The following is a 20,084-nucleotide window of genomic DNA, read 5'->3' on the forward strand; positions in this document are numbered from 1 at the left end:
GGCACCCTACTGCCCGGTCGCCGCCAGGCTCAGCGCGATCCCGTCGAGGATGTCGTGCTCACTGACGACCACCTCGTCGAAGCCACCGAGGGTCAGGATGCGGTCGAGCACAAGGGCCCCCCCCGATGACGTCGACGCGACCCGGGTGCATCACGGGCTCGGCTGCGCGCTGCTCCCTGGTCGCAGCGAGCATCCGGCTGGTGATCTCGTGGACGTCGCCGGCGTCGACATGGGAGCCGTGAATGAGCTGCGGGTCGTACTCGGGTAGATCCATCGCCAGGGCCGCGACGGTCGTCACCGAGCCGGCAAGTCCCACGATGGCGTCGGCAGCGGCGAACGCGGTCACGAAGAGCGCATGGCTGACGGCGGCGTCGATGTCCCGGGTGGCGGCGGCCACCTGCGCCCCGGTCGGCGGATCGTCGTGCAGGTGCCGCTCAGTCATGCGCACGCAGCCGATGTTCTCACTGACCGCCGCCTCCACCCCGGACGTGCCCACGACGAACTCCGTGGAACCCCCGCCGATGTCGACGACCGCCACCCGGCCGGGCACGTCGACCGCCGACACCGCACCGGCGAAACTCAGGGCGGCCTCCTCGTCCCCGGAGATCACTTCCGGGGCGGTGCCGAGGCGGTCGACCACCCCGGCCACGAACTCCCCTGCGTTCTGCGCGTCGCGCGAGGCGGAGGTCGCGACCATCCGCACCCGGTGAGCCCCTGCTCCGCGGATCTGCGCGGCGTAATCGGAGACCGCATCCCAGGTCCTCTGCATGGCCGCAGGCGACAGTCGTCCGCTGACGTCGACCCCCTCCCCGAGTCGCACGACACGCATGACCCGCACGACGTCGGTGAGGCGGCCGGCGTCCACGTCGGCGATGAGCAGCCGGATGGAGTTGGTCCCGCAGTCGATCGCAGCGACTCTCACGGCACCTCCACACAGGGCTCTGTGCGGTCGAGGACGCCGCGCCGCCGCAGTTCGGCCAGGGCCTCGTCGCCGAAGGGGTTGACCCCCGGCCCCATGGCCAGTGATTGACCGACCAGCACGTGCAGGCACTTGACCCGGTCGGGCATGCCGCCCGCTGACACGCCGTCGATCTCAGGTACGTCGCCGTGGTGGGCGCGTTCTTGCAGGTACACGTCGTGCGCCTGGCGGTACTGCCGCGCCAGATCCTCGTCCTGCGCCAGGCGCTGCTGCATGGCCGCCATCACCCCCTCGGACTCCAGGGTCGAGATCGCAGATGTCAGGCGCGGACACGTGAGGTAGAAGAACGTGGGGAACGGTGTCCCGTCGCGCAGTCGCGGCGCGGTGCTGACCACGTCGGGCAGGCCGCAGGGGCAGCGCGACGCCACCACCACGACATCACGCGCCGGCCGGCCGAGCTGGGCACTGACCGCGGCCACATCCGCGGGTGACGGTGGTTCAGCGGGGGGCATCTGGACGCACCACGACCACGGACTGATCGGGCTGCTGCTGTGCCTGCTGCACGCTGCGCAGCGCCCGCTCGTACCACGCGGAGTTGTCCTCGGAGTCCTGGGTGAGCGGCTGGGTCGCCGGCGCCGTGACCGGCGGGTCGGTGACCACATAACCGGTCTCGCCGGGGTACTGCAGGTGGAACCGCTCACGCGCCTGCCCGACCACGTACGCATCGTCGGCCCACTTGTCCGCCTCCTCCTGCAGCGCGTCGACCCGCTCCCGCTGCGCAGCTGTGGTGGCTTCCAGTTCGGCGATCATCGAGCGCTGGTTGAGGAACTCCCGCAGCGGCAGGGCCAACGTCAGCAGCAGTGCCGCCGCGATGATGACGACGACCGTCAGCCGGCCGGTCGTCAGGCCCGGGCGTTGGGCAGCCCGGATCGTGCTGGTACGTTCCACGTTCCTAGACTCACCCACCCCGGTCCGACCTGTGTGCATTGGCAGGCTATCCGGCGTGTCCGTGGCTCACATGGATCGGGCGTGGATCAGCAGTGCGTCGCGCACGTACGTGGCCCCGGCCAGCCCGCCGTAGTTGGCGGCGAAGCGCTCGTCGGCGACGTACATCTGGGCCAGCCCTTCGATGGCCTCCGAGGAGGGCTGCCGACCACCCCACCCTTGCTGGATCCACCGCACGTGCCGGGCCGCGAGGCGCGCAGCGCGGTCGTCGTCGACCGCCACGCCTTCGGCTCGCAGATCCTGCCAGGCGGCACTGATGGCTGCCGCCTCGGCCATGAAAGCCTGCTTGCCCTCCTCGCCCAGCCCCCGCCACCACCGGTCGCTTTCGGCGTAGGCCTGCTCACCCCACCGCTGTTCGACCTCCTCGCGGTACTTGGTGTGGTCGAAACCGTCGAACATGTCTTCGGCTTGCATCTGTTCCTCCTTCTTCAAGGCCGTCACCGTGCGCTGGACACTGGCGATCTGTCGCTCGAGGCGGCCGCGCTGGGCCCGCAACTGCTCGAGGTGGGTCTGCAGCGCCACACGGTCATCGGTCCGGCCGGCCAGGATCCGGGCGATGTCGGGCAGCCCGAGACCTTGTTCGCGCAGCAGCAGGATCCGCTGCAGTCGCACCAGGTCCTCCTGCCGATAACTGCGATACCCGCTGCGCACCTGGCGCCCGGCGGGCAGCAGTCCGATGGCGTCGTAGTGCCGCAGTGTCCTGCTCGTCACGCCGGCCAGGGCCGCCACCTCGGTGATGCTGTACTCCACCCCTCGAGGTTAAAGGTTGACGCTACGTCAAGGTCAAGCGCGGCCGCTCCGCCAGCGGGTCCTACTCCACGGTGACGGACTTGGCCAGGTTGCGCGGCTGGTCCACATCGTGGCCCTTGGCCGTGGCCAGTTCACAGGCGAAGACCTGCAGGGGAACGGTGGTCACCAGCGGCTGCATCAACGTGGGCACCGCGGGCACCCAGATGATCTCGTCGGCGTACGGCTCGACGCCGTCATCGCCCTCTTCGGCGATGACGATGGTGTAGGCGCCCCGGGCCCGGATCTCCTGCAGGTTGGAGATCATCTTCTCGTGCAGCAATGACCGGCCCCGCGGTGACGGCATCACCGAGATGACCGGCAGGCCGTCCTCGATGAGTGCGATCGGCCCGTGCTTCAACTCCCCGGCCGGGAACCCCTCCGCGTGCATGTAGGCCAGTTCCTTCAGCTTCAGGGCACCCTCCAGGGCCACCGGGTACCCGACATGCCGGCCCAGGAACAGCACCGAACTCGCGTCCTTGAGCCTCCGGGCGAGCTCGCGCACCGGGTCCATCGTGTCGAGTACGCGGTCGATCTTGTTGGGCATGCTGGCCAGGTCCGACACCAGGGATCGAATCTCGTCGCCGAACAGGTTGCCGCGCACCTGCCCGAGGTACATCCCGAACAAGTGGGTGGCGACCAACTGCGTGAGAAACGCCTTCGTCGATGCCACGGCGATCTCCGGCCCCGCGTACGTGTACAACGCGGCGTCGGACTCCCGCGGGATGGTCGACCCCTGGGTGTTGCAGATGCTCAGCACCCGCGATCCCTGATGGCGGGCGTGCCGGACCGCCATGAGGGTGTCCATCGTCTCGCCGGACTGGGAGATGGCGATGACCAGGGTCTGCCGGTCCAGGATGGGGTCGCGGTAGCGGAACTCGCTGGCCAGTTCCACCTCGACCGGGATCCGCGTCCAGTGCTCGATCGCGTACTTCGCCACCATGCCGGCGTGGTAGGCCGTCCCGCAGGCAGCCACCACGATCTTGTCGATCTCGCGCAGTTCGGTGTCCGAGATCGTCAAGCCCTCGAGCACGAGGCGGTTGTCGTCGGTGATCCGCCCGAGGAGGGTGTCGGCGACTGCCTTGGGCTGCTCGGCGATCTCCTTGAGCATGAACAGGTCGTAGCCGCCCTTCTCCGCGGCACTGTCGTCGCATGTGACCTCGTACTCGGTGCCCTTGGCGGCGCGCCGTCGAAGTCGCTGACCTCGACGCCGTCACGGGTGATCGTGATGACCTGGTCCTGACCCAGTTCCATCGCCTGCCGGGTATGGGCGATGAACGCGGAGACATCGGAGGCCAGGAACGTCTCACCATCACCCAGACCGACCACCAGAGGCGAGTTGCGCCGGGCGCCCACCAGCGTGTCGGGGTAATCCGCAGATGCTGCCACCAGCGTGAAGGCGCCGCGCAACTCACGGCAGGTTCGCTGCATCGCCTCGGTGAGATCGCCGGAATCGGCGAGCATCCGGGCGAGCAGGTGTGCGGCGACCTCGGTGTCGGTCTCGCTGAGGAACGTCGCACCGCCGGCCTGGAGCTGGTCGCGCAACTCGGCGAAGTTCTCGATGATCCCGTTGTGGATGACCGCGAGGCGTCCGTCCTCACTGAGGTGGGGGTGCGCGTTCACGTCGTTGGGTGCCCCGTGGGTGGCCCAGCGGGTGTGGCCGATGCCGACCGTGGTATTCGGCAGCGGTGTCTCTGCCAGTGCTGACTCCAGGTTCGCCAGTTTGCCGGCCCGCTTGCGCGACTGCACTCCCGTGGATGTCACGATCGCAACTCCGGCCGAGTCATAACCCCGGTACTCGAGTCGTCGCAGCCCCTCGATCACGACGTCAGTCGCATCTTTGTCGCCCACATAGCCCACGATTCCGCACATGCCATCAACGCTACCTGCCTGCGGACTCCGGCCCGGCAGCGCTGGCGTCCACCTGTACACAGCCCGGCCCAGACGCGGCAGTTGCGCGTCGCACCCCTGTCGTGTGCTGGACACGCAGCGCCGACAGTGCGCGCGGAGCAGGAGAATCAGATGTGCGAGATGTGCGACGGCCTTTCCGAGGCCGACTTGCGGGCACAGGTTGTCCGGACCATCGAAAACTTCGGGTGGCTGGTCCAGTTCGTGGAGGCCGATCCGCAGGTGCCCTCGTTGGCCTACACGGTCGGCCTCACCGGGTTCGGACTCCCCGAGATCTGCGTCGTGGGCCTGAGTCCGCAGTCCGCAGGCGATCTGCTCAACCACGCGGCCGAACTGTGCCTCGCGGGGCAGACCGGGCCGGGATCCCGGGTCTTCAGCCACGACGGCTGCGAGTACCTCTTGGGGCCGGTATCGCCGGCGGATCTGCTGGTGGCGCTCGACGTGTACGGCAGCAGTGTGCGGGCGCTGGAACTGCGAGCCGGCTGACGGGAAGTCAGAGGGCCAGCCGAGCGCGCACCTTGTCGGCGAGGCCCTGGGCGACCTCGGCGGCAGTGTGCTCGTCCTCGGCTTCGACCATCACACGCACGAGGGGCTCCGTGCCGGACTTGCGCAGCAGCACGCGCCCGCTCCCGGCGAGCCGGGCTTCGGCATCGGCGACCGCGTCGGCGACATGCTGATCGGCATCGACGGCGTTCTTGTCCACCCCGTCGACGTTGATGAGCACCTGGGGCAACCGACGCATCACGCCGGCCAGATCTTGTAGCGTCCGGCCTGTCGCCGCCATGCGGGACATCACCTGCAGCGCAGTGAGGACGCCGTCGCCGGTGGTGGCGTGATCGGTCATGACCACGTGCCCGCTCTGTTCGCCGCCGAGGACGTAGCCCGAACCGAGCATGGCTTCCAGCACGTACCGGTCGCCGACCGCGGTCTCCACCACGGCGATGCCCTCACGGTCCATCGCCTGCTTGAAGCCCAGGTTGGCCATCACGGTCGCCACCACCGTGTCGTGGGCCAGGCGACCCTGGTCGCGCAAGGACAGGGCGATGATCGCCATCAGTTGGTCGCCGTCCACGACGTTACCCTCGGCGTCGACGGCCAGCGTGCGGTCGGCATCACCGTCGTGCGCGATGCCCAGATCTGCACGGTGCTGCAGCACCGAGGCCTGGAGGTCCCCGACGTGCGTGGAGCCGCAGCCCTCGTTGATGTTGTAACCATCCGGGCTGCAGTGGATCTCGATGACGTCCGCGCCGGCCTGCCGGTACGTGGCCGGACCGACCACGCTCGCGGCGCCATTGGCTGCATCGACGACCACCCGCAGCCCTTCCAGGGACGGACCGACGCTGGTGAGCAGATGCTTCTCGTAGTCCTCGGCAGCCCGCTCGTCGCTGACGATCCGGCCCACGGCGTCACCGGTCGGCCGGTCCCAGTCCTCACGCAGGCGGCGCTCGATCTGGTTCTCGATGTCGTCGGGGAGTTTGTTCCCGTCGGCGTTGAAGAACTTGATGCCGTTGTCTGGCATCGCGTTGTGGGATGCCGAGAGCATGACCCCCAGGTCGGCCTGCCGGGCCTTCGTCAGATGCGCCACTGCCGGCGTGGGCAGCACGCCGACGTCGATGACGTCCACGCCCGCGCTGGCCAGCCCTGCCGACACGGCGGCCTGCAGGAACTCCCCGCTGGCACGCGGGTCGCGTCCGACGACCGCGGTACGCCGCGAACCCACCTCGGAGAGGATATGGGCGGCCGAGACTGAGAGGTCCAGCGCCAGTTCGGCGGTGACATCCCGGTTCGCCAGACCCCGCACACCATCGGTGCCGAACAGGGCGCCCACGACGGGCCTCAGCGCTTGCTGTACTGGGGTGCCTTGCGGGCCTTCTTGAGGCCGTACTTCTTGCGCTCCACCACGCGCGGGTCGCGGGTGAGGAAGCCGGCCTTCTTGAGGTCCGGGCGGTACTCCTCGGCGGCGATCTCGATGAGGGCGCGGGCGATACCCAGACGCAGCGCACCGGCCTGACCGCCGACCCCGCCACCGTGCAGGCGCGCGATGACGTCGTACTGGCCGTCGAGCCCGAGCACCCGGAAGGGCTCGGTCACGATCTGCTGGTGAACCTTGTTCGGGAAGTACGCCGCGAGGTCACGGCCGTTGATCTTCCACTGACCCGAGCCGGGCACGACGCGCACGCGGGCGACGGCCTCCTTGCGGCGGCCGGTGCCGCCACCAGGCTGCTGAACGGCCTGGCGGCTCGGCGCCACCGGAGTCTCGGTGGTCATGGTCTCAGTCACGGGTGTTCCTTCCTCGGCGCTACTGCGCGACCTGGCTGATGACGTAGGGAACCGGCTTCTGAGCCGCGTGGGGGTGCTCGGAGCCGGCGTAGACCTTGAGCTTGCGGATCTGCTTGTTGCCGAGCTTGTTGTGGGGAAGCATCCCGGCCACGGCCTTCTCGATGACCCGGCGGGGGTTCTTCTCCAGCAACTCACCGTAGGCGGTCGACCGCAGGCCACCGGGGTAACCGGAATGCCGGTGGTCGAACTTCTGCTCCGCCTTCGCGCCACTGAGTGCGACCTTCTCGGCGTTGATCACGATCACGAAGTCACCGGTGTCGACGTGCGGGGCGAAGGTGGGCTTGTGCTTCCCGCGCAGCAACGTCGCAGCGTGAGTGGCCAGCCGGCCGAGGACCACGTCCTCGGCATCGATGACGTGCCACTGAGAAGTGACATCGTCGGCTTTCGGGGTGAACGTACGCACGTCTTCCTACCTAGATATCCGTGTGGTCGCCCTGCTGGTGAGCAGAACTCGGTTCGGGCTGTGGCTCTGCAGCAATCACTGCAGCGGACTCAACCGCTGGTTGGCACGCGCAGAGCGCACACGACCTGTTTCAGGATAACCCACACCTACGAGTGCGATGACGCGGGTATCTGCCCTGCCTCACTCGTAGTACTGGATGCCGTCGACGTCAGTACTCACCCGCGTGCCGGAGGTCCCGTCCAGGATGTCCCTCAGGTTCTCCAGGGCACCGATGACCGCGACTTTGCCCTGCCGGGCGAACTCGCTGGCGGCATCGACCTTCGGGCCCATCGAGCCGGCCGGGAAGTCCAGCGCCGCCAGCGCATCGGGGTGCGCGGCGGCGATCGCCTTCTGCTCCGGCGTCCCCCAGTTCACGTACACGGCGTCGGCGTCAGTGGCGATGACCAGCATGTCGGCCTCGATGTCGCGGGCCAGCACCATCGACGAGAAGTCCTTGTCGATGACCGCTTCCACGCCCATCAGGTGACGCGTGCCCTTCTCGTACATGGTGGGGATGCCACCGCCACCGGTGCAGACGACGACCGCGCCCTTCTCCAGGCACCATTCGACGGGACGGATCTGGAAGATGCGCTTGGGCAGGGGCGACGGGACGACGCGGCGCCACTTGTCTCCGTCCTGCTTGACCGTCCAGTCCCGTTCGGCAGCCAGGCGTTTGGCTTCCTCCTCGCTGTACACAGGACCCACGAACTTGGTGGGGTTCTGGAAGGCCGGGTCGTCGGCGTCGACCTCAGTCATCGTCAGCAGCGTCGCCAATGGCTTCTCGAACGGCAGCAGGTTGCCGAGCTCCTGCTCGATGAAGTACCCGATCATCCCCTCGGTCTGCGCACCCAGCACGTCGAAGGGGTAGCTGGACTCTTCGTTGTAAGAGGCCGCCTGCAGGGCCAGCAGACCGACCTGGGGGCCGTTGCCGTGCGAGACGACGAGCTCATGGTCCAGAGCGACCGGCGCCAGCGCTTCGCACGCGAGCCTGACATTGGCCCGTTGGCTCTCCACGGTCATCGGCTCGCCCCGCTTCTGCAGTGCGTTCCCACCTAGTGCAACCACCACGCGCATGCTTCCTCCAACTCGATCCTGGTAACCGCAGACTGTCATGGGAATGCGGTGGCACGCATCTTTGTCGTATCACCACACCCGGAATCGGCGAGCGCGCTCAGCCTGAGCCGCCAGTTGGTCGGTAGGCGGGTAGCCGACCTCCATCAGGACCAGGCCGTGGGCGGGGCCGTGGTGAAGCGGGAACGCGCGTGGCCGCAGCCAGGATCTGGCCCAGATCGTCGGCACTCAGACTGCCGTGCCCCACAGCCAGCAGCGCGCCGACCACCGAGCGCACCATCGAATGGCAGAAGGCGTCAGCAGTCAATCCGACGGCGATCAACTGCGGGTCGCGGGGATCCTCCCGGCGTTGCACACCGGCAGACAGCACGCGGCGCACGGACGAGGCCTCCGGCCGCGCCCGGCAGAAGGCCGCGAAGTCGTGCTCCCCCAGCAGGACCTGGGACGCCGCGTCCATGGCGGCCACGTCGAGCTCCCGTCGCTGCACCCACACGCTGCCGCGGGCGCGGGGGTCGAGCAGGCCACTGTCGCTCAGCAAGTACTCGTAGCGTCGGTACCTCGCGGAGAACCGTGCGTCGAAGCCCGGTGGAGCCACGTCGGCGGCAAGCACCCGGACATCGGGCGGCAGGACCGCATTGAGACGGCGAAACGCGGTCGGGGCTCCGGGCCACGCCGCGCGGGGCAGATCGACATGGCAGACCTGACCCATTGCATGAACGCCGGCATCGGTCCGCCCGGCCACAACGATGTGCGGGTGCGCTATGCGCAGGACCCTCGCGATGGCAGCGGCCAATTCGCCCTGCACGGTCCGCAACTGCGGCTGGCGGGCCCAGCCGGCGAAACCCGCACCGTCGTAGGAGAGATCCACCCGGATGCGCAAGAGCCCGCCACCTTCCGGTGCGGGCTCCTGCGGATCGTTCGATGGATCAGGCATCGTCCTTGGACTGCAGCCCCTCGACAGCGTCCTGCTCGGCCTGCTCCCGCGCCGCCTCGACCTCAGCGGCTGCCTCAGCCTTGGCCTCGGGCGTTTCGGCTTCCGCCTCGACCTGCTCCACGGCGGCCTCCGAGGCGGCCTCGACCTCCTCGGTGGCCTCCTGCGACGTGACAGGCGCGGCGTCACGAGCAGCGCGCTTGGTGGCCGACGTGGCCTCCGTGACGACGGCCTCGGCCATCGGCTCCACCAGGCTCGATCACGGCCATCGGCGCGTTGTCACCCTTGCGGGGTCCGATTTTGGTGATGCGGGTGTAGCCACCGGGACGTCCCGCGTACTGCGGACCGATCTCGGTGAACAACTCGTGGACCACCGACTTGTCGCGGATGACGGTCATCACCCGGCGGCGGGCGTGCAGGTCACCGCGCTTGGCGAATGTGACCAGACGGTCGGCCAGCGGGCTGAGCCGCTTGGCCTTGGCCTCCGTGGTGGTGATGCGACCGTGCTGGAACAGGGCGGTGGCCAGGTTGGCGAGCATCAGTCGCTCGTGCGCCGGCCCGCCACCCAGGCGGGGTCCCTTCGACGGCTGGGGCATCGTGTTCTCCTTGAATTGCGGCAGCGGGCTCTTAGAGCTGCTCGTCCTCGGCGTACTGTTGGTCGTCCTCGGCGTAGAAGGTCACAGCCTGCGACGGGTCGAACCCGGCCGGGCTGTCCTTCAGGTTCAGGCCCAGGCCGCCGAGGGCGTCCTTGACCTCGTCGATGGACTTCTGGCCGAAATTGCGGATGTCCATGAGGTCCGCCTCGCTGCGGGTGAGCAACTCACCGATGGTGTGCGCCCTCGCGCTTGAGGCAGTTGTAGGACCGGACCGAGAGGTTCAGCGCCTCGATGGGCTGGCTGAACTGCTCGGCCATGTACGTGTCGACCTCGGACGGCCCGAGCTCGAGACCCTCGGCCGCGGCGTTCAGGTCGCGGGCCAGGCCGAAGAGCTCCACGAGCGTCTTGCCGGCGCTGGCGACCGCGTCCCGGGCCTGGATGCTGGACTTGGTCTCCACGTCCACGATCAGGCGGTCGAAGTCGGTGCGCTGCTCGACACGGGTCGCCTCGACCTTGTAGGTCACCTTGAGGACCGGCGAGTAGATCGCGTCCACGAGGACACGGCCGGGCTGCTTCTCGACCATGGAGCCGGCTGCGGCGGGGACATAGCCGCGGCCACGCTCCACCGTCAACTCCATCGTCAGAGACGCACCCTCACCCAGCGTCGCCAGGTGCAGGTCCGGGTTGTGGACCTCGACGCCAGTCGGGGCCTCGATGTCAGCGACGGTGACCGCGCCGGGGCCGGACGCCCGCAGGTACATGGTGACTGGCTCGTCCATCTCGGTGCTGACCACGATGCCCTTGACGTTGAGCACCAGTTCCGTGACGTCCTCGGTCATGCCGGGAACGGTGCTGAACTCGTGCTGCACCCCGTCGATGCGGATGCTGGTCACGGCCGCGCCGGGGATCGACGACAGCAGGGTGCGACGCAGGCTGTTGCCCAGGGTGTAGCCGAAACCCGGCTCCAGCGGTTCGAGGACGAACCGCGAACGGGTGTCGGAGACGAACTCTTCGGTCAGGACTGGCCGACTGGCGATCTGCACTTTCTCTTCCTTTCTGGGACGACCGCTATATGACGCCCCGGAACCACAGCGCGGTGCTGCGGGTTACTTCGAGTAGAGCTCGACGATGAGCTGTTCCTGCACCTGAGTGTCGATCTGCTCACGCTGGGGCAGGGTGTGCAGGAGCACCCGGAAGTGCGATGGGATGACCTCCAGCCAGCCCGGCACGTCGCGCTCGCCGGCCTCGGCGTGGGCCACCACGAACGGCGTCATCTCGCGCGACTTGTTGCGCACCTCGACAATGTCGTTCGGCGACACCCGGTAACTGGGGATGTCGACCTTCTTGCCGTTCACGGTGATGTGGCCGTGTCGCACCAACTGGCGGGCCATGTCCCGGCTCTTGGCGAGGCTGGCACGGAACACGACGTTGTCCAGACGACTCTCGAGGATCGTCAGGAGGTTCTCACCGGTCTTGCCCTGCTGCCGGTTGGCCTCTTCGTAGTAGCTGCGGAATTGCTTCTCGAGCACTCCGTAGATGCGGGCGCACTTCTGCTTCTCCCGCTTCTGCATCAAGTACTCGCTCTCCTTGGTGCGGTTGCGGCCGTGCTGTCCCGGCGGGTAGGGGCGCTTCTCGACCGGGCATGCCGGCGAGTCGCACTTGGCGCCTTTGAGGAACAACTTGGTCTTCTCGCGGCGGCAGCGTTTGCAGTCCGCGCCTGTGTAACGGGCCATCTTCTATCTCCTGGCTCTCAGACCCGGCGCCGCTTGGGCGGACGGCAGCCATTGTGGGGTACGGGGGTGACGTCCTGGATCGTGCCCACCTCCAGGCCGGTGGCCTGCAGCGAACGGATGGCCGTCTCACGGCCGGACCCGGGACCCTTGACGAACACGTCGACCTTGCGCATGCCGTGCTCCATCGCACGGCGGGCGGCAGCCTCAGCAGCCATCTGCGCGGCGTACGGGGTCGACTTGCGGGACCCCTTGAAGCCGACCTGGCCGGAGGACGACCACGCCACGACCTGACCCTGCGGGTCGGTGATGGTGACGATCGTGTTGTTGAAGGTGCTCTTGATGTGGGCGTGACCGAAGGCCACGTTCTTCTTCTCTTTGCGGCGCTGCTTCTTCGCGCCCTTCTGGGGTGCCATGGCTGCTCAGACTCCTGCTCGAATGCTCACTTGCCGACCTTCTTCTTGCCCGCGACCGTCTTCCGCTTGCCCTTGCGGGTGCGCGCGTTGGTGTGGGTGCGCTGGCCGCGGACGGGCAGACCGCGGCGGTGGCGAAGGCCCTGGTACGAGCCGATCTCCACCTTGCGGCGGATGTCGGCCTGCACCTCACGGCGCAGGTCACCCTCGGTCTGGAAGTTGGCCTCGATGTAGTCGCGCAGGGCGATCACGTCGGCGTCGGTCAGGTCGCGCACCCGGGTATTGGGGTCCACACCGGTCGCGGCCAGGGCTTGCTGGGCGCGGGAACGACCCAGCCCGAAGATGTAGGTCAGGCCGATCTCCACGCGCTTCTCACGCGGCAGGTCGACACCCACGATGCGTGCCATAGGGCTCTCCTGTGTTCAGTCAGCGAAGGTGTGGTGGCGTCATCGGTCCCACCGCCCTGGTGGGTCCCCGGCCTTCGCGTCCGGGGGTGGCGTCTGGCAGCCCTATGGCATCGGGCACCAGGTTCGGATGACGTCCTACCAGGGGTCAGCCCTGGCGCTGCTTGTGGCGCGGGTTCTCGCAGATCACCATGACGCGACCGTTGCGACGAATCACCTTGCACTTGTCGCAGATCTTCTTAACGCTCGGTTGAACCTTCATCGGTGTCCTGCAGATTCCTCACTTGTACCGGTAGACGATGCGTCCCCGGGTCAAGTCGTAGGGCGAGAGCTCCACGACCACGCGGTCATCCGGAAGGATCCGGATGTAGTGCATCCGCATCTTGCCGGAGATGTGGGCGAGGACCTTGTGGCCGTTGTCCAACTCGACCCGGAACATAGCGTTCGGAAGCGACTCGATGATCGTGCCTTCGAGCTCGATCGCGTCGTCCTTCTTAGCCATGCGTGGGCCCAGTCCTCCGGTGTCTGCGGATTTGTGCGGCAGGTGCCGCTGTCGAGGTGCATTCGCCCTCTGTTCGAGTGTAGGACATGGTCCCCGGCCCCGGCCAGGGGCCCCCCGGTCGCCGATCCGCCCAGCGCACCCGCGGGCCGTGTTGCGCGGTGGCGGCGATTCATCCGGTTTGCGGCATCCTGGCCTTCCCCGGCACGCGCGACCGGACGGTCAGTCGGCCAGCGCGGAGACCTGCACCCCGAGGCGCTCGAACTCCGCACGGCCACCGTCGCGGGCAGTGAGCACGAAGGGGCCGGTGGAGGTCACCGCCACGGTGTGCTCCCAGTGGGCGGCCAGGGAGCCGTCCATCGTCACGACCGTCCAGCCGTCGGGCAGCGTCACATTCTCCGGGGACCCCAACGTGATCATGGGTTCTACCGCGACGACGACGCCGGGCACCAGCGCCGGACCGCGGCCGGCCGGTCCCGTGTTGGGCACGTCGGGAGGCATGTGCATCTCGGTGCCGATGCCATGTCCCACGTAGTCGCGCACGATGCCGTAGTCGTGCGCCGCGCCCCGGATGGTGCGCTCGACCGCGGCACCGATGTCCGTCAGCCGGCCACCCGGGCGGGCATGGGCCACGCCGTGCCACATCGCCGAGCGCGTCACGTCGGACAGTTCCTGGGCGCCTTGCCCGACCGGCCCTACCGGCACGGTGACCGCCGCATCGCCGTGCCACCCGTTGAGGATGGCCCCGCAATCGATGCTCACCAGCGCGCCGGCATGCAAGGGGTCGTCCCCCGGGATGCCGTGCACGATCGCGTTGTCGACACTGACACAGATGCTGGCCGGGAAACCGTGGTAGCCGAGGAAGGACGGCACGGCGCCGGCCGAACGGATCACATCCTCGGCGATCGCGTCGAGATGCCTGCCGGTCACCCCGGGGGCGACGGCATCGGTCACCGCCGCCAGCGCGTCGGCCACGACCAAGCCGGCCCGGCGCATGAGACCGATCTCATCGTCGGTCTTGACCTGGATGCGGGGTTGCCGGCCGAACACCTAGTCCCCCAGCGCCGCCAGCAGGCGCCCCGTGACGTCGTCCATCGACCCCATGCCGTCGACCTTCACCAGCAGGTTCCGCTCCGTGTACACGCGCACCAGCGGGGCGGTCTGCTCCGCGTAGACGTCCATGCGGCGCCGGATGACGGCCTCGGTGTCGTCGGCGCGCCCCTGCTCCTTGGCGCGGTTCAGCAGCCGGGCGACGACCTCGTCGGTGTCCGCGGTGATCTTGACGACCTTGTCGAGCTGGCCGCCGAGCCCGGACAGGATGGAGTCCAACTCGTCAACCTGGGCCAATGTGCGGGGGTATCCGTCGAGGATGAAGCCCGCGGCGGCGTCCTGCTCGGCCAGGCGCGCGGCCACCATGGAGTTGGTGACCTCGTCCGGGACGTACTCCCCGGCCTCCATGTACCGCTTGGCCTCCAGCCCCAGCGGCGTGCCAGCGGCGAGGTTGGCCCGGAAGATGTCCCCGGTGGAGATGTGCGGCACCTGCAGACGTTCGGCGATCTTCGCGGCCTGTGTGCCCTTGCCCGCCCCGGGCGGACCCATGAGAACAATGCGCATCATCGCAAGAACCCTTCGTAGCTGCGTTGCTGCAGTTGTGCTTCGATCTGTTTCACCGTATCGAGGCCGACACCCACCATGATCAGCAGTGACGTGCCACCGAAGATGAACTGTTGGCCGACCCCCAGCGAGCCGAAGGCGTACAGCGGGATCACGGCGACGACCGCGAGGTAGATCGACCCGGGGAAGGTCAGCCGGCTCAACACGTAGGACAAGTACTGCTCGGTGGGCTTGCCTGCCCGGATGCCCGGGATGAAGCCGCCGTACTTCTTCATGTTGTCGCTGACCTCGACCGGGTTGAACGTGATCGACACGTAGAAGTACGCGAAAAAGATGATCATCGACACGTAGAAGAGCACGTACAGCGGTTCAGTGCCCTGGGAGAGGTTCCGGGCGATGAACATGCCCCACGAGGAGTTGGTGTTGCCGCTGACCGTGGCCAGCAACTGCGGGATGTACAGCAGCGACGACGCGAAGATCACCGGGATCACACCGGCCATGTTGACCTTGAGGGGGATGTACGTCGACGCCCCACCCATCAGCTTCGACCCGACCATCTTCTTGGCGTACTGCACGGGGATGCGGCGTTGGGCCTGCTCCACGTAGACCACCGCACCGATGATGACGACACCCACCGCCAGCGTCGCCAGAAGGACGAAGGCGCCACGGGACTGGTAGATCGACCAGAACTGCCCGGGCATCCCGGCGATGATCGACACGAAGATCAGCAGCGACATGCCGTTGCCGACGCCGCGGTCGGTGATCAGTTCCCCGAACCACATCAGCATCGCGGCGCCCGCGGTCATGACCAGGACCATCGTGAGGATCAGCGCGATGGACTGGTTGGGGATGAGGTTCTCGTTGCAGCCGGTGAACAACTGCCCGGGCGTACGGGCCAGTGAGATGAATGCGGTGGCCTGCAGGACCGACAGTCCGATCGTCAGGTACCGCGTGTACTGCGTCATCCTGGCTTGTCCGGACTGCCCCTCCTTGCGCAAGGCTTCCAGCCGCGGGATCACCACTGTGAGCAACTGGATGATGATGCTCGCGGTGATGTAGGGCATGATGCCGAGCGCGAAGACGCTCAACTGCAGCAACGCCCCGCCGCTGAACAGGTTGATCAGCCCGTACAGCGAGTTCCCCTCGACCAGGGACAGACAGGTGCGGATCGCGGTGTAGTCGACACCGGGGGTGGGGATGATGGCACCCACGCGATAGATCGCGATCAGACCGAGAGTGAACAGGATCTTGTTGCGAAGGTCCGGGGTGCGGAACGCCGCAGCGAATTGCGATAGCAAAGATCCTCCTCGCGCGAACCCAGAGCCCGGGCGCGCAACACATGTGCCGGTACTGTCCCTGAGGGTAGCAATAGGACCGATGGCCGGGGCGGGGTCGGGGCGGGCCAGGGTTTCGTTCACCGCGAACGCGAGTCGAGCACCCCGGTCGCTGGGTGCCGCTGGTACGGCGTTTGGCCGTCGGAGAGAACGCGCGACTGACCAGCTCGGGCAGTTGGGTGGGGCTCGGTGGGGTTGCAGTTGGGTGGGGCTCGGAGTTGGGTGGGGCTCGTGCAGCTGGGTGGGGCTCGTGCAGTTGGTTGACGCTCAGCGCCCGACGAACGTCAACCAACTGCACCAACCCCACCCAACGCGCGAGGCGTCGCACCCGGCCGTGCCAGACGCGAGAAGGGGGCGCCGGTCACCCGACGCCCCCTTCTCGAAAAGTCACACTCAGGCGGTCGTCACCGATCCGCCGGCGGCCTCGATCTTGCTCTTGGCGGTCGCGGACGCGGCGCACACGTGGACCTGGACCGCCACCGAGATGTCGCCGTTGCCGAGCACCTTCACAGGCTGGTTCTTGCGCACCGCACCTCTGGCGGCGAGCTCCTCGGCAGTGACCTCGCCCCCTTCGGGGAACAGCGCCTCGATCTGGGCGAGGTTCACGACCTGGTAGGTCACCTTGTTGGGGCTCTTGAAGCCCTTCAGCTTCGGCAGCCGCATGTGCAGCGGGGTTTGGCCACCTTCGAACGCCGCCGACACCTGACCGCGGGCGTGCGAGCCCTTGGTCCCACGGCCGGCCGTCTTGCCCTTGGAGGCCCCACCACGGCCCTTGCGCGTCTTTGCGGTCTTCGCCCCGGGGGCAGGCCGCAGGTGATGCACCTTGAGGGTCATTACTCCACCTCCTCGACCGTCACCAAGTGGCTGACGGTGTTGACCATGCCCCGCAGTTCGGGGCGGTCCTCGATCTCAACAGTCTGCCCGATGCGGCGCAGGCCCAGCGACTTCAGCGTGGCTCGCTGGTTCTGGGTGCCGCCGATCGGCGAGCGGGTCTGGGTGACGCGAAGTTTCGCAGCCATCAGGACCCCGTCCCCGCCGCCTGGGCGCGCAGCAGCGCGGCCGGGGCGACGTCTTCCAGCGGCAGGCCGCGCCGGGCGGCCACCTCCTCGGGACGCTCGAGTTCGCGAAGCGCGGTCACCGTGGCGCGCACGATGTTCAGTGCGTTGTCCGACCCCAGCGACTTGCTCAGCACGTCGTGGACACCGGCGCACTCCAGCACCGCACGCACCGGACCGCCGGCGATGACACCGGTACCCGGGGAGGCCGGCCGCAGCAGCACCACACCGGCGCTGTCCTCGCCCAGCACCGAGTGCGGGATGGTGCCCTGGATGCGCGGCACCTTGAAGAAGTGCTTCTTGGCCTCCTCGACGCCCTTGGCGATCGCGGCCGGCACCTCCTTGGCCTTGCCGTAGCCGACGCCGACCATGCCGTCGCCGTCGCCGACGACGACCAGCGCGGTGAAGCTGAACCGGCGGCCACCCTTGACGACCTTGGCGACGCGGTTGATGTTCACGACCCGCTCGAGGTACTGCGACTTCTCCGCGCCGCGTCCGCCATCGCGGCGGTCCCGGCCTGAACGATTCTGATTCGACATATCTCTCCTAGAACTCCAGGCCGGCTTCGCGGGCGCCGTCGGCAACTGCGGCCACCCGCCCTTGGTACCGGTACCCACCCCGGTCGAACACCACCGAGGTCACCCCGGCATCCTTCGCACGTTCGCCGACGAGTTTGCCGACCGTCTGTGCCTTGGCGGTCTTGTCGGCGCCGGCGGCGCGCAGGTCGGCCTCCATCGTCGAGGCCGATGCCAGGGTTCGCCCGGCAGTGTCGTCGACGACCTGCACCTCGATGTGCCGGGTGGACCGGAACACGACCAGACGCGGCCGCTCGGCGGTGCCGGTGACCTTCTTGCGGACACGGGAGTGCCGGCGGCTGCGGGACACGCTGCGCTTGGATCCCGCGCCGAGTTTCGTCACAACGTTGCTCATCACTTACCTGCCTTTCCGGCCTTGCGGCGGATCTGTTCGCCGGTGTACCGGATGCCCTTGGCCTTGTACGGGTCGGGCTTGCGCAGCTTGCGGATGTTCGCAGCCACCTCCCCGACCAACTGCTTGTCGGTGCCCGAGACGGTGAACTTCGTCGGACCCTCCACCTGGAAGCTGATGCCCGCGGGGGCATCGATCTGCACCGGGTGGCTGAAGCCCAGGGAGAACTCCAGCCCCTGACCCTTGGGGACCACGCGGTAACCCGTACCGGAGATCTCCAGGGTCTTGCTGTACCCCTCGGTCACGCCGGTGACCATGTTGGCGATGAGGGTGCGGCTCAAGCCGTGCAGGCTCTTGCTGCGCCGCTCGTCGTCCGGGCGGGTCACCTCGATGGTGCCGTCATCGTTGCGGACGGCCTTGATGGGCTCGGCCACGACGTGGGTCAGGGTGCCCTTCGGGCCCTTGACGGTGACCGCCTGGCCCTCGATCTCGACGGTCACACCGCTGGGGACGGGGACCGGGTGCTTGCCGATTCGCGACATGTCGACCCCTTACCAGACGTAGGCGAGAACTTCCCCGCCCACGCCCTTCTGCTCGGCCTGTCGGTCGGTCAGCAGACCCGACGAGGTGGAAATGATCGCGATGCCCAGTCCGCCGAGCACGCGCGGCATGTCTCCACGCTTGGCGTACACGCGCAGGCCGGGTTTGCTGACACGGCGCACTCCGGAGATGGAGCGCTCGCGGTTCGGGCCGTACTTCAGCCCGACAACGAGGGTCCTGCCGACCTGTGCGTCCTCGGTGTGCACGTCGGCGACGTAGCCCTGGGACTTCAGGATCTCGGCAATCCCCTCCTTGATCTTCGAGTGGGGCATGGCCACCTCATCATGGTGGGCCGCACTCGCGTTGCGCAGACGAGTCAACATGTCTGCGATCGGGTCGGTCATGCTCATTCGGATCTTCTTTCCCGCCGTGGTTTCCGTAGGGACCTTCGGCGTTGGGGGTTGGTGGCTACCAGGAGCTCTTGGTCACGCCGGGCAGTTCGCCGCGGTGGGCCATGTCGCGCAGACACACGCGGCACAACCCGAACTTGCGGTACACGGAGTGCGGCCGGCCGCAGCGCGAGCACCGGGTGTAGCCGCGAACCTTGAACTTCGGCTTCTTGTTGGACTTCTCGATCAATGCCTTCTTGGCCATGTCAGTTCTCCTTGAACGGCATGCCGAGCAGCGTGAGCAGCGCGCGGCCGCCCTCGTCGTCGACCGCACTGGTCACGATGGTCACGTCCATTCCACGGGCGCGGTCCACCTTGTCGGGGTCCACCTCCGGGAACATGACCTGCTCGGTCAGTCCGAAGGTGTAGTTGCCGCGGCCGTCGAACTGCTTCGGCGACAGCCCGCGGAAGTCACGGATGCGAGGCAGCGCCACGGCCATCAGGCGGTCCAGGAACTCCCACATGCGGTCGCCGCGCAGCGTGGTGTGCGCACCGATCGGCTGCCCCTCACGCAGTTTGAACTGCGCGATGGACTTGCGGGCCCGGGTCACCTGCGGCTTCTGGCCGGTGATGGTGGCCAGGTCCCGCACCGCCCCGTCGATGAGTTTGCTGTCCCGGGCGGCGTCGCCGACACCCATGTTCACGACGACCTTGGTCACCGTGGGCACCTGCATGACATTGGCCAGGCCGAGCTGCTCCTTGAGCGCCGACTTGATCTCGTCGTGGTAACGCTGCTTCATACGCGGCTGCGTCGTGGTCGCGGTCATTCGATGTCCTTACCTGTCCGGCGGGCCACTCGCACCCGCCGCGTTGCTTCGTACGTGGTTCCGTCTGCGCGTCGCTTCTCGATGCTCTCGCGCCGCGAGCCCACCTTGGTGGCCTTGCCGTCCTCGTCCACGAGCATCACGTTGGACAGGTGGATCGGCGCTTCCGTGTGGATGAGCCCACCGGTCTTGGCGCCACGGTCACCCTGGCCCACCTTGGTGTGCTTGACGACGCGGTTGACGCCTTCGACGATGACGCGGTTGGTCACCGGGTCCACCACCAGCACGCGACCGGTGATGCCCTTGTCCTTGCCGGCGATCACCTGGACGGTGTCACCCTTGCGGATCTTCACGCCT

Annotated in this window: 27 protein-coding genes and 4 pseudogenes; 1 reads left to right on the plus strand and 30 read right to left on the minus strand. The window is 67.8% G+C overall.

Annotated elements, in window-relative coordinates; all coding sequences use genetic code 11:
* Positions 1 to 6 precede the first annotated feature (6 nt).
* The 5 genes and pseudogenes from IPG68_07900 to glmS all read right to left on the minus strand — a co-directional run bounded on the left by IPG68_07900 (position 7) and on the right by glmS (position 4,582).
* Positions 7 to 922, minus strand: a pseudogene (locus IPG68_07900) (Ppx/GppA family phosphatase).
* Positions 919 to 1,431, minus strand: a complete 513-nt coding sequence (locus IPG68_07905) for a DUF501 domain-containing protein (GenBank protein MBK6763196.1) — start codon at positions 1,429 to 1,431, stop codon at positions 919 to 921. The pseudogene IPG68_07900 and the gene IPG68_07905 overlap by 4 nt, the downstream one beginning before the upstream one ends.
* Positions 1,418 to 1,867: a septum formation initiator family protein gene (locus IPG68_07910; protein MBK6763197.1), complete on the minus strand. Its 450-nt coding sequence runs from the start codon at positions 1,865 to 1,867 to the stop codon at positions 1,418 to 1,420. Before IPG68_07910 ends, IPG68_07905 begins: the two co-directional genes overlap by 14 nt.
* Before the next feature lie 66 nt (positions 1,868 to 1,933).
* A complete protein-coding gene (locus tag IPG68_07915) occupies positions 1,934 to 2,674 on the minus strand; it encodes a MerR family transcriptional regulator (protein ID MBK6763198.1) in 741 nt (246 codons plus the stop codon).
* Positions 2,675 to 2,735: 61 nt separating this feature from the next.
* Positions 2,736 to 4,582, minus strand: a pseudogene (gene glmS, locus IPG68_07920) (glutamine--fructose-6-phosphate transaminase (isomerizing)).
* Between the two features lie 159 nt (positions 4,583 to 4,741).
* On the opposite strand from glmS, the gene IPG68_07925 reads away from it, so the two are divergent.
* Positions 4,742 to 5,104: a DUF4262 domain-containing protein gene (locus tag IPG68_07925; protein MBK6763199.1), complete on the plus strand. Its 363-nt coding sequence runs from the start codon at positions 4,742 to 4,744 to the stop codon at positions 5,102 to 5,104.
* 7 nt (positions 5,105 to 5,111) lie between these two features.
* Here IPG68_07925 and IPG68_07930 read toward each other — a convergent pair whose 3' ends face one another.
* The 25 genes and pseudogenes from IPG68_07930 to rplX form a co-directional block, all read right to left on the minus strand.
* Complete coding sequence (locus IPG68_07930; protein MBK6763200.1) at positions 5,112 to 6,446, minus strand: phosphoglucosamine mutase; 1,335 nt, start codon at positions 6,444 to 6,446, stop codon at positions 5,112 to 5,114.
* 8 nt (positions 6,447 to 6,454) lie between these two features.
* Complete coding sequence (gene rpsI / locus IPG68_07935) at positions 6,455 to 6,886, minus strand: 30S ribosomal protein S9 (GenBank protein ID MBK6763201.1); 432 nt, start codon at positions 6,884 to 6,886, stop codon at positions 6,455 to 6,457.
* Positions 6,887 to 6,917: 31 nt separating this feature from the next.
* Entirely contained in the window at positions 6,918 to 7,361 is a 444-nt protein-coding gene (gene rplM, locus IPG68_07940; GenBank protein ID MBK6763202.1) for a 50S ribosomal protein L13, read from the minus strand.
* Positions 7,362 to 7,541: 180 nt separating this feature from the next.
* Entirely contained in the window at positions 7,542 to 8,474 is a 933-nt protein-coding gene (gene arcC / locus IPG68_07945) for a carbamate kinase (protein MBK6763203.1), read from the minus strand.
* Positions 8,475 to 8,543: 69 nt separating this feature from the next.
* Positions 8,544 to 9,405, minus strand: a pseudogene (gene truA, locus IPG68_07950) (tRNA pseudouridine(38-40) synthase TruA).
* Positions 9,398 to 9,643: a hypothetical protein gene (locus tag IPG68_07955; protein MBK6763204.1), complete on the minus strand. Its 246-nt coding sequence runs from the start codon at positions 9,641 to 9,643 to the stop codon at positions 9,398 to 9,400. Before IPG68_07955 ends, truA begins: the two are co-directional and overlap by 8 nt.
* Positions 9,588 to 9,998: a 50S ribosomal protein L17 gene (gene rplQ, locus IPG68_07960; GenBank protein MBK6763205.1), complete on the minus strand. Its 411-nt coding sequence runs from the start codon at positions 9,996 to 9,998 to the stop codon at positions 9,588 to 9,590. Before rplQ ends, IPG68_07955 begins: the two co-directional genes overlap by 56 nt.
* Positions 9,999 to 10,029: 31 nt before the next feature.
* A pseudogene (locus IPG68_07965) lies at positions 10,030 to 11,041 on the minus strand (DNA-directed RNA polymerase subunit alpha).
* A 63-nt stretch (positions 11,042 to 11,104) separates the two neighbouring features.
* Entirely contained in the window at positions 11,105 to 11,731 is a 627-nt protein-coding gene (gene rpsD / locus IPG68_07970; GenBank protein ID MBK6763206.1) for a 30S ribosomal protein S4, read from the minus strand.
* A gap of 17 nt (positions 11,732 to 11,748) precedes the next feature.
* Positions 11,749 to 12,144, minus strand: a complete 396-nt coding sequence (gene rpsK, locus IPG68_07975; protein MBK6763207.1) for a 30S ribosomal protein S11 — start codon at positions 12,142 to 12,144, stop codon at positions 11,749 to 11,751.
* A gap of 26 nt (positions 12,145 to 12,170) precedes the next feature.
* Positions 12,171 to 12,548 (minus strand): 30S ribosomal protein S13, encoded by a 378-nt coding sequence (rpsM, locus tag IPG68_07980; GenBank protein MBK6763208.1) that lies wholly within the window; start codon positions 12,546 to 12,548, stop codon positions 12,171 to 12,173.
* A 145-nt stretch (positions 12,549 to 12,693) separates the two neighbouring features.
* Complete coding sequence (gene rpmJ, locus IPG68_07985; GenBank protein MBK6763209.1) at positions 12,694 to 12,807, minus strand: 50S ribosomal protein L36; 114 nt, start codon at positions 12,805 to 12,807, stop codon at positions 12,694 to 12,696.
* Between the two features lie 18 nt (positions 12,808 to 12,825).
* A complete protein-coding gene (infA, locus tag IPG68_07990) occupies positions 12,826 to 13,047 on the minus strand; it encodes a translation initiation factor IF-1 (GenBank protein ID MBK6763210.1) in 222 nt (73 codons plus the stop codon).
* A gap of 219 nt (positions 13,048 to 13,266) precedes the next feature.
* The gene (map, locus tag IPG68_07995) at positions 13,267 to 14,094 is read right to left on the minus strand and encodes a type I methionyl aminopeptidase (protein MBK6763211.1); all 828 of its coding nucleotides are present in this window, start codon (positions 14,092 to 14,094) and stop codon (positions 13,267 to 13,269) included.
* A complete protein-coding gene (locus IPG68_08000; GenBank protein MBK6763212.1) occupies positions 14,095 to 14,658 on the minus strand; it encodes an adenylate kinase in 564 nt (187 codons plus the stop codon).
* Complete coding sequence (gene secY / locus IPG68_08005) at positions 14,658 to 15,956, minus strand: preprotein translocase subunit SecY (GenBank protein ID MBK6763213.1); 1,299 nt, start codon at positions 15,954 to 15,956, stop codon at positions 14,658 to 14,660. The genes IPG68_08000 and secY overlap by 1 nt, the downstream gene beginning before the upstream one ends.
* Positions 15,957 to 16,385: 429 nt before the next feature.
* A complete protein-coding gene (gene rplO, locus IPG68_08010; protein MBK6763214.1) occupies positions 16,386 to 16,826 on the minus strand; it encodes a 50S ribosomal protein L15 in 441 nt (146 codons plus the stop codon).
* The gene (gene rpmD / locus IPG68_08015; protein MBK6763215.1) at positions 16,826 to 17,011 is read right to left on the minus strand and encodes a 50S ribosomal protein L30; all 186 of its coding nucleotides are present in this window, start codon (positions 17,009 to 17,011) and stop codon (positions 16,826 to 16,828) included. Before rpmD ends, rplO begins: the two co-directional genes overlap by 1 nt.
* Complete coding sequence (gene rpsE / locus IPG68_08020; protein MBK6763216.1) at positions 17,011 to 17,586, minus strand: 30S ribosomal protein S5; 576 nt, start codon at positions 17,584 to 17,586, stop codon at positions 17,011 to 17,013. Before rpsE ends, rpmD begins: the two co-directional genes overlap by 1 nt.
* Before the next feature lie 7 nt (positions 17,587 to 17,593).
* Positions 17,594 to 17,977 carry a 50S ribosomal protein L18 gene (gene rplR / locus IPG68_08025; GenBank protein ID MBK6763217.1) on the minus strand — a complete coding sequence of 128 codons (384 nt, stop codon included), beginning with the start codon at positions 17,975 to 17,977 and terminating at the stop codon, positions 17,594 to 17,596.
* Positions 17,977 to 18,516, minus strand: a complete 540-nt coding sequence (gene rplF, locus IPG68_08030; protein MBK6763218.1) for a 50S ribosomal protein L6 — start codon at positions 18,514 to 18,516, stop codon at positions 17,977 to 17,979. The genes rplR and rplF overlap by 1 nt, the downstream gene beginning before the upstream one ends.
* A 9-nt stretch (positions 18,517 to 18,525) precedes the next feature.
* Complete coding sequence (rpsH, locus tag IPG68_08035) at positions 18,526 to 18,924, minus strand: 30S ribosomal protein S8 (protein ID MBK6763219.1); 399 nt, start codon at positions 18,922 to 18,924, stop codon at positions 18,526 to 18,528.
* 58 nt (positions 18,925 to 18,982) lie between these two features.
* Positions 18,983 to 19,168: a type Z 30S ribosomal protein S14 gene (locus IPG68_08040; GenBank protein MBK6763220.1), complete on the minus strand. Its 186-nt coding sequence runs from the start codon at positions 19,166 to 19,168 to the stop codon at positions 18,983 to 18,985.
* Between the two features lies 1 nt (position 19,169).
* The gene (rplE, locus tag IPG68_08045) at positions 19,170 to 19,730 is read right to left on the minus strand and encodes a 50S ribosomal protein L5 (protein ID MBK6763221.1); all 561 of its coding nucleotides are present in this window, start codon (positions 19,728 to 19,730) and stop codon (positions 19,170 to 19,172) included.
* On the minus strand, positions 19,727 to 20,080 hold the full coding sequence (gene rplX, locus IPG68_08050; protein ID MBK6763222.1) for a 50S ribosomal protein L24: 354 nt from the start codon (positions 20,078 to 20,080) through the stop codon (positions 19,727 to 19,729). The genes rplE and rplX overlap by 4 nt, the downstream gene beginning before the upstream one ends.
* Positions 20,081 to 20,084: the final 4 nt, after the last annotated feature.

The organism is Micrococcales bacterium (assembly GCA_016703125.1).
Lineage (GTDB): Bacteria > Actinomycetota > Actinomycetes > S36-B12 > UBA10799 > JADKAV01.

What these genes read in the sequence shown, in the direction of transcription:
- rpmJ (MBK6763209.1), bottom strand. Translation starts at nt 12,807, where the DNA reads ATGAAGGTTCAACCGAGCGTTAAGAAGATCTGCGACAAGTGCAAGGTG.
- rpsK (MBK6763207.1), bottom strand. Translation starts at nt 12,144, where the DNA reads ATGGCACCCCAGAAGGGCGCGAAGAAGCAGCGCCGCAAAGAGAAGAAG.
- rplQ (MBK6763205.1), bottom strand. Translation starts at nt 9,998, where the DNA reads ATGCCCCAGCCGTCGAAGGGACCCCGCCTGGGTGGCGGGCCGGCGCAC.
- rpsE (MBK6763216.1), bottom strand. Translation starts at nt 17,586, where the DNA reads ATGTCGAATCAGAATCGTTCAGGCCGGGACCGCCGCGATGGCGGACGC.
- rpmD (MBK6763215.1), bottom strand. Translation starts at nt 17,011, where the DNA reads ATGGCTGCGAAACTTCGCGTCACCCAGACCCGCTCGCCGATCGGCGGC.
- infA (MBK6763210.1), bottom strand. Translation starts at nt 13,047, where the DNA reads ATGGCTAAGAAGGACGACGCGATCGAGCTCGAAGGCACGATCATCGAG.
- rpsM (MBK6763208.1), bottom strand. Translation starts at nt 12,548, where the DNA reads ATGGCACGCATCGTGGGTGTCGACCTGCCGCGTGAGAAGCGCGTGGAG.
- rpsH (MBK6763219.1), bottom strand. Translation starts at nt 18,924, where the DNA reads ATGAGCATGACCGACCCGATCGCAGACATGTTGACTCGTCTGCGCAAC.
- rplO (MBK6763214.1), bottom strand. Translation starts at nt 16,826, where the DNA reads ATGACCCTCAAGGTGCATCACCTGCGGCCTGCCCCCGGGGCGAAGACC.
- IPG68_08000 (MBK6763212.1), bottom strand. Translation starts at nt 14,658, where the DNA reads ATGCGCATTGTTCTCATGGGTCCGCCCGGGGCGGGCAAGGGCACACAG.
- rplF (MBK6763218.1), bottom strand. Translation starts at nt 18,516, where the DNA reads ATGTCGCGAATCGGCAAGCACCCGGTCCCCGTCCCCAGCGGTGTGACC.
- arcC (MBK6763203.1), bottom strand. Translation starts at nt 8,474, where the DNA reads ATGCGCGTGGTGGTTGCACTAGGTGGGAACGCACTGCAGAAGCGGGGC.
- IPG68_07955 (MBK6763204.1), bottom strand. Translation starts at nt 9,643, where the DNA reads ATGGCCGAGGCCGTCGTCACGGAGGCCACGTCGGCCACCAAGCGCGCT.
- IPG68_07905 (MBK6763196.1), bottom strand. Translation starts at nt 1,431, where the DNA reads ATGCCCCCCGCTGAACCACCGTCACCCGCGGATGTGGCCGCGGTCAGT.
- IPG68_08040 (MBK6763220.1), bottom strand. Translation starts at nt 19,168, where the DNA reads ATGGCCAAGAAGGCATTGATCGAGAAGTCCAACAAGAAGCCGAAGTTC.
- rpsD (MBK6763206.1), bottom strand. Translation starts at nt 11,731, where the DNA reads ATGGCCCGTTACACAGGCGCGGACTGCAAACGCTGCCGCCGCGAGAAG.
- rplE (MBK6763221.1), bottom strand. Translation starts at nt 19,730, where the DNA reads ATGACCGCGACCACGACGCAGCCGCGTATGAAGCAGCGTTACCACGAC.
- rpsI (MBK6763201.1), bottom strand. Translation starts at nt 6,886, where the DNA reads ATGACCACCGAGACTCCGGTGGCGCCGAGCCGCCAGGCCGTTCAGCAG.
- rplR (MBK6763217.1), bottom strand. Translation starts at nt 17,977, where the DNA reads ATGAGCAACGTTGTGACGAAACTCGGCGCGGGATCCAAGCGCAGCGTG.
- IPG68_07925 (MBK6763199.1), top strand. Translation starts at nt 4,742, where the DNA reads ATGTGCGACGGCCTTTCCGAGGCCGACTTGCGGGCACAGGTTGTCCGG.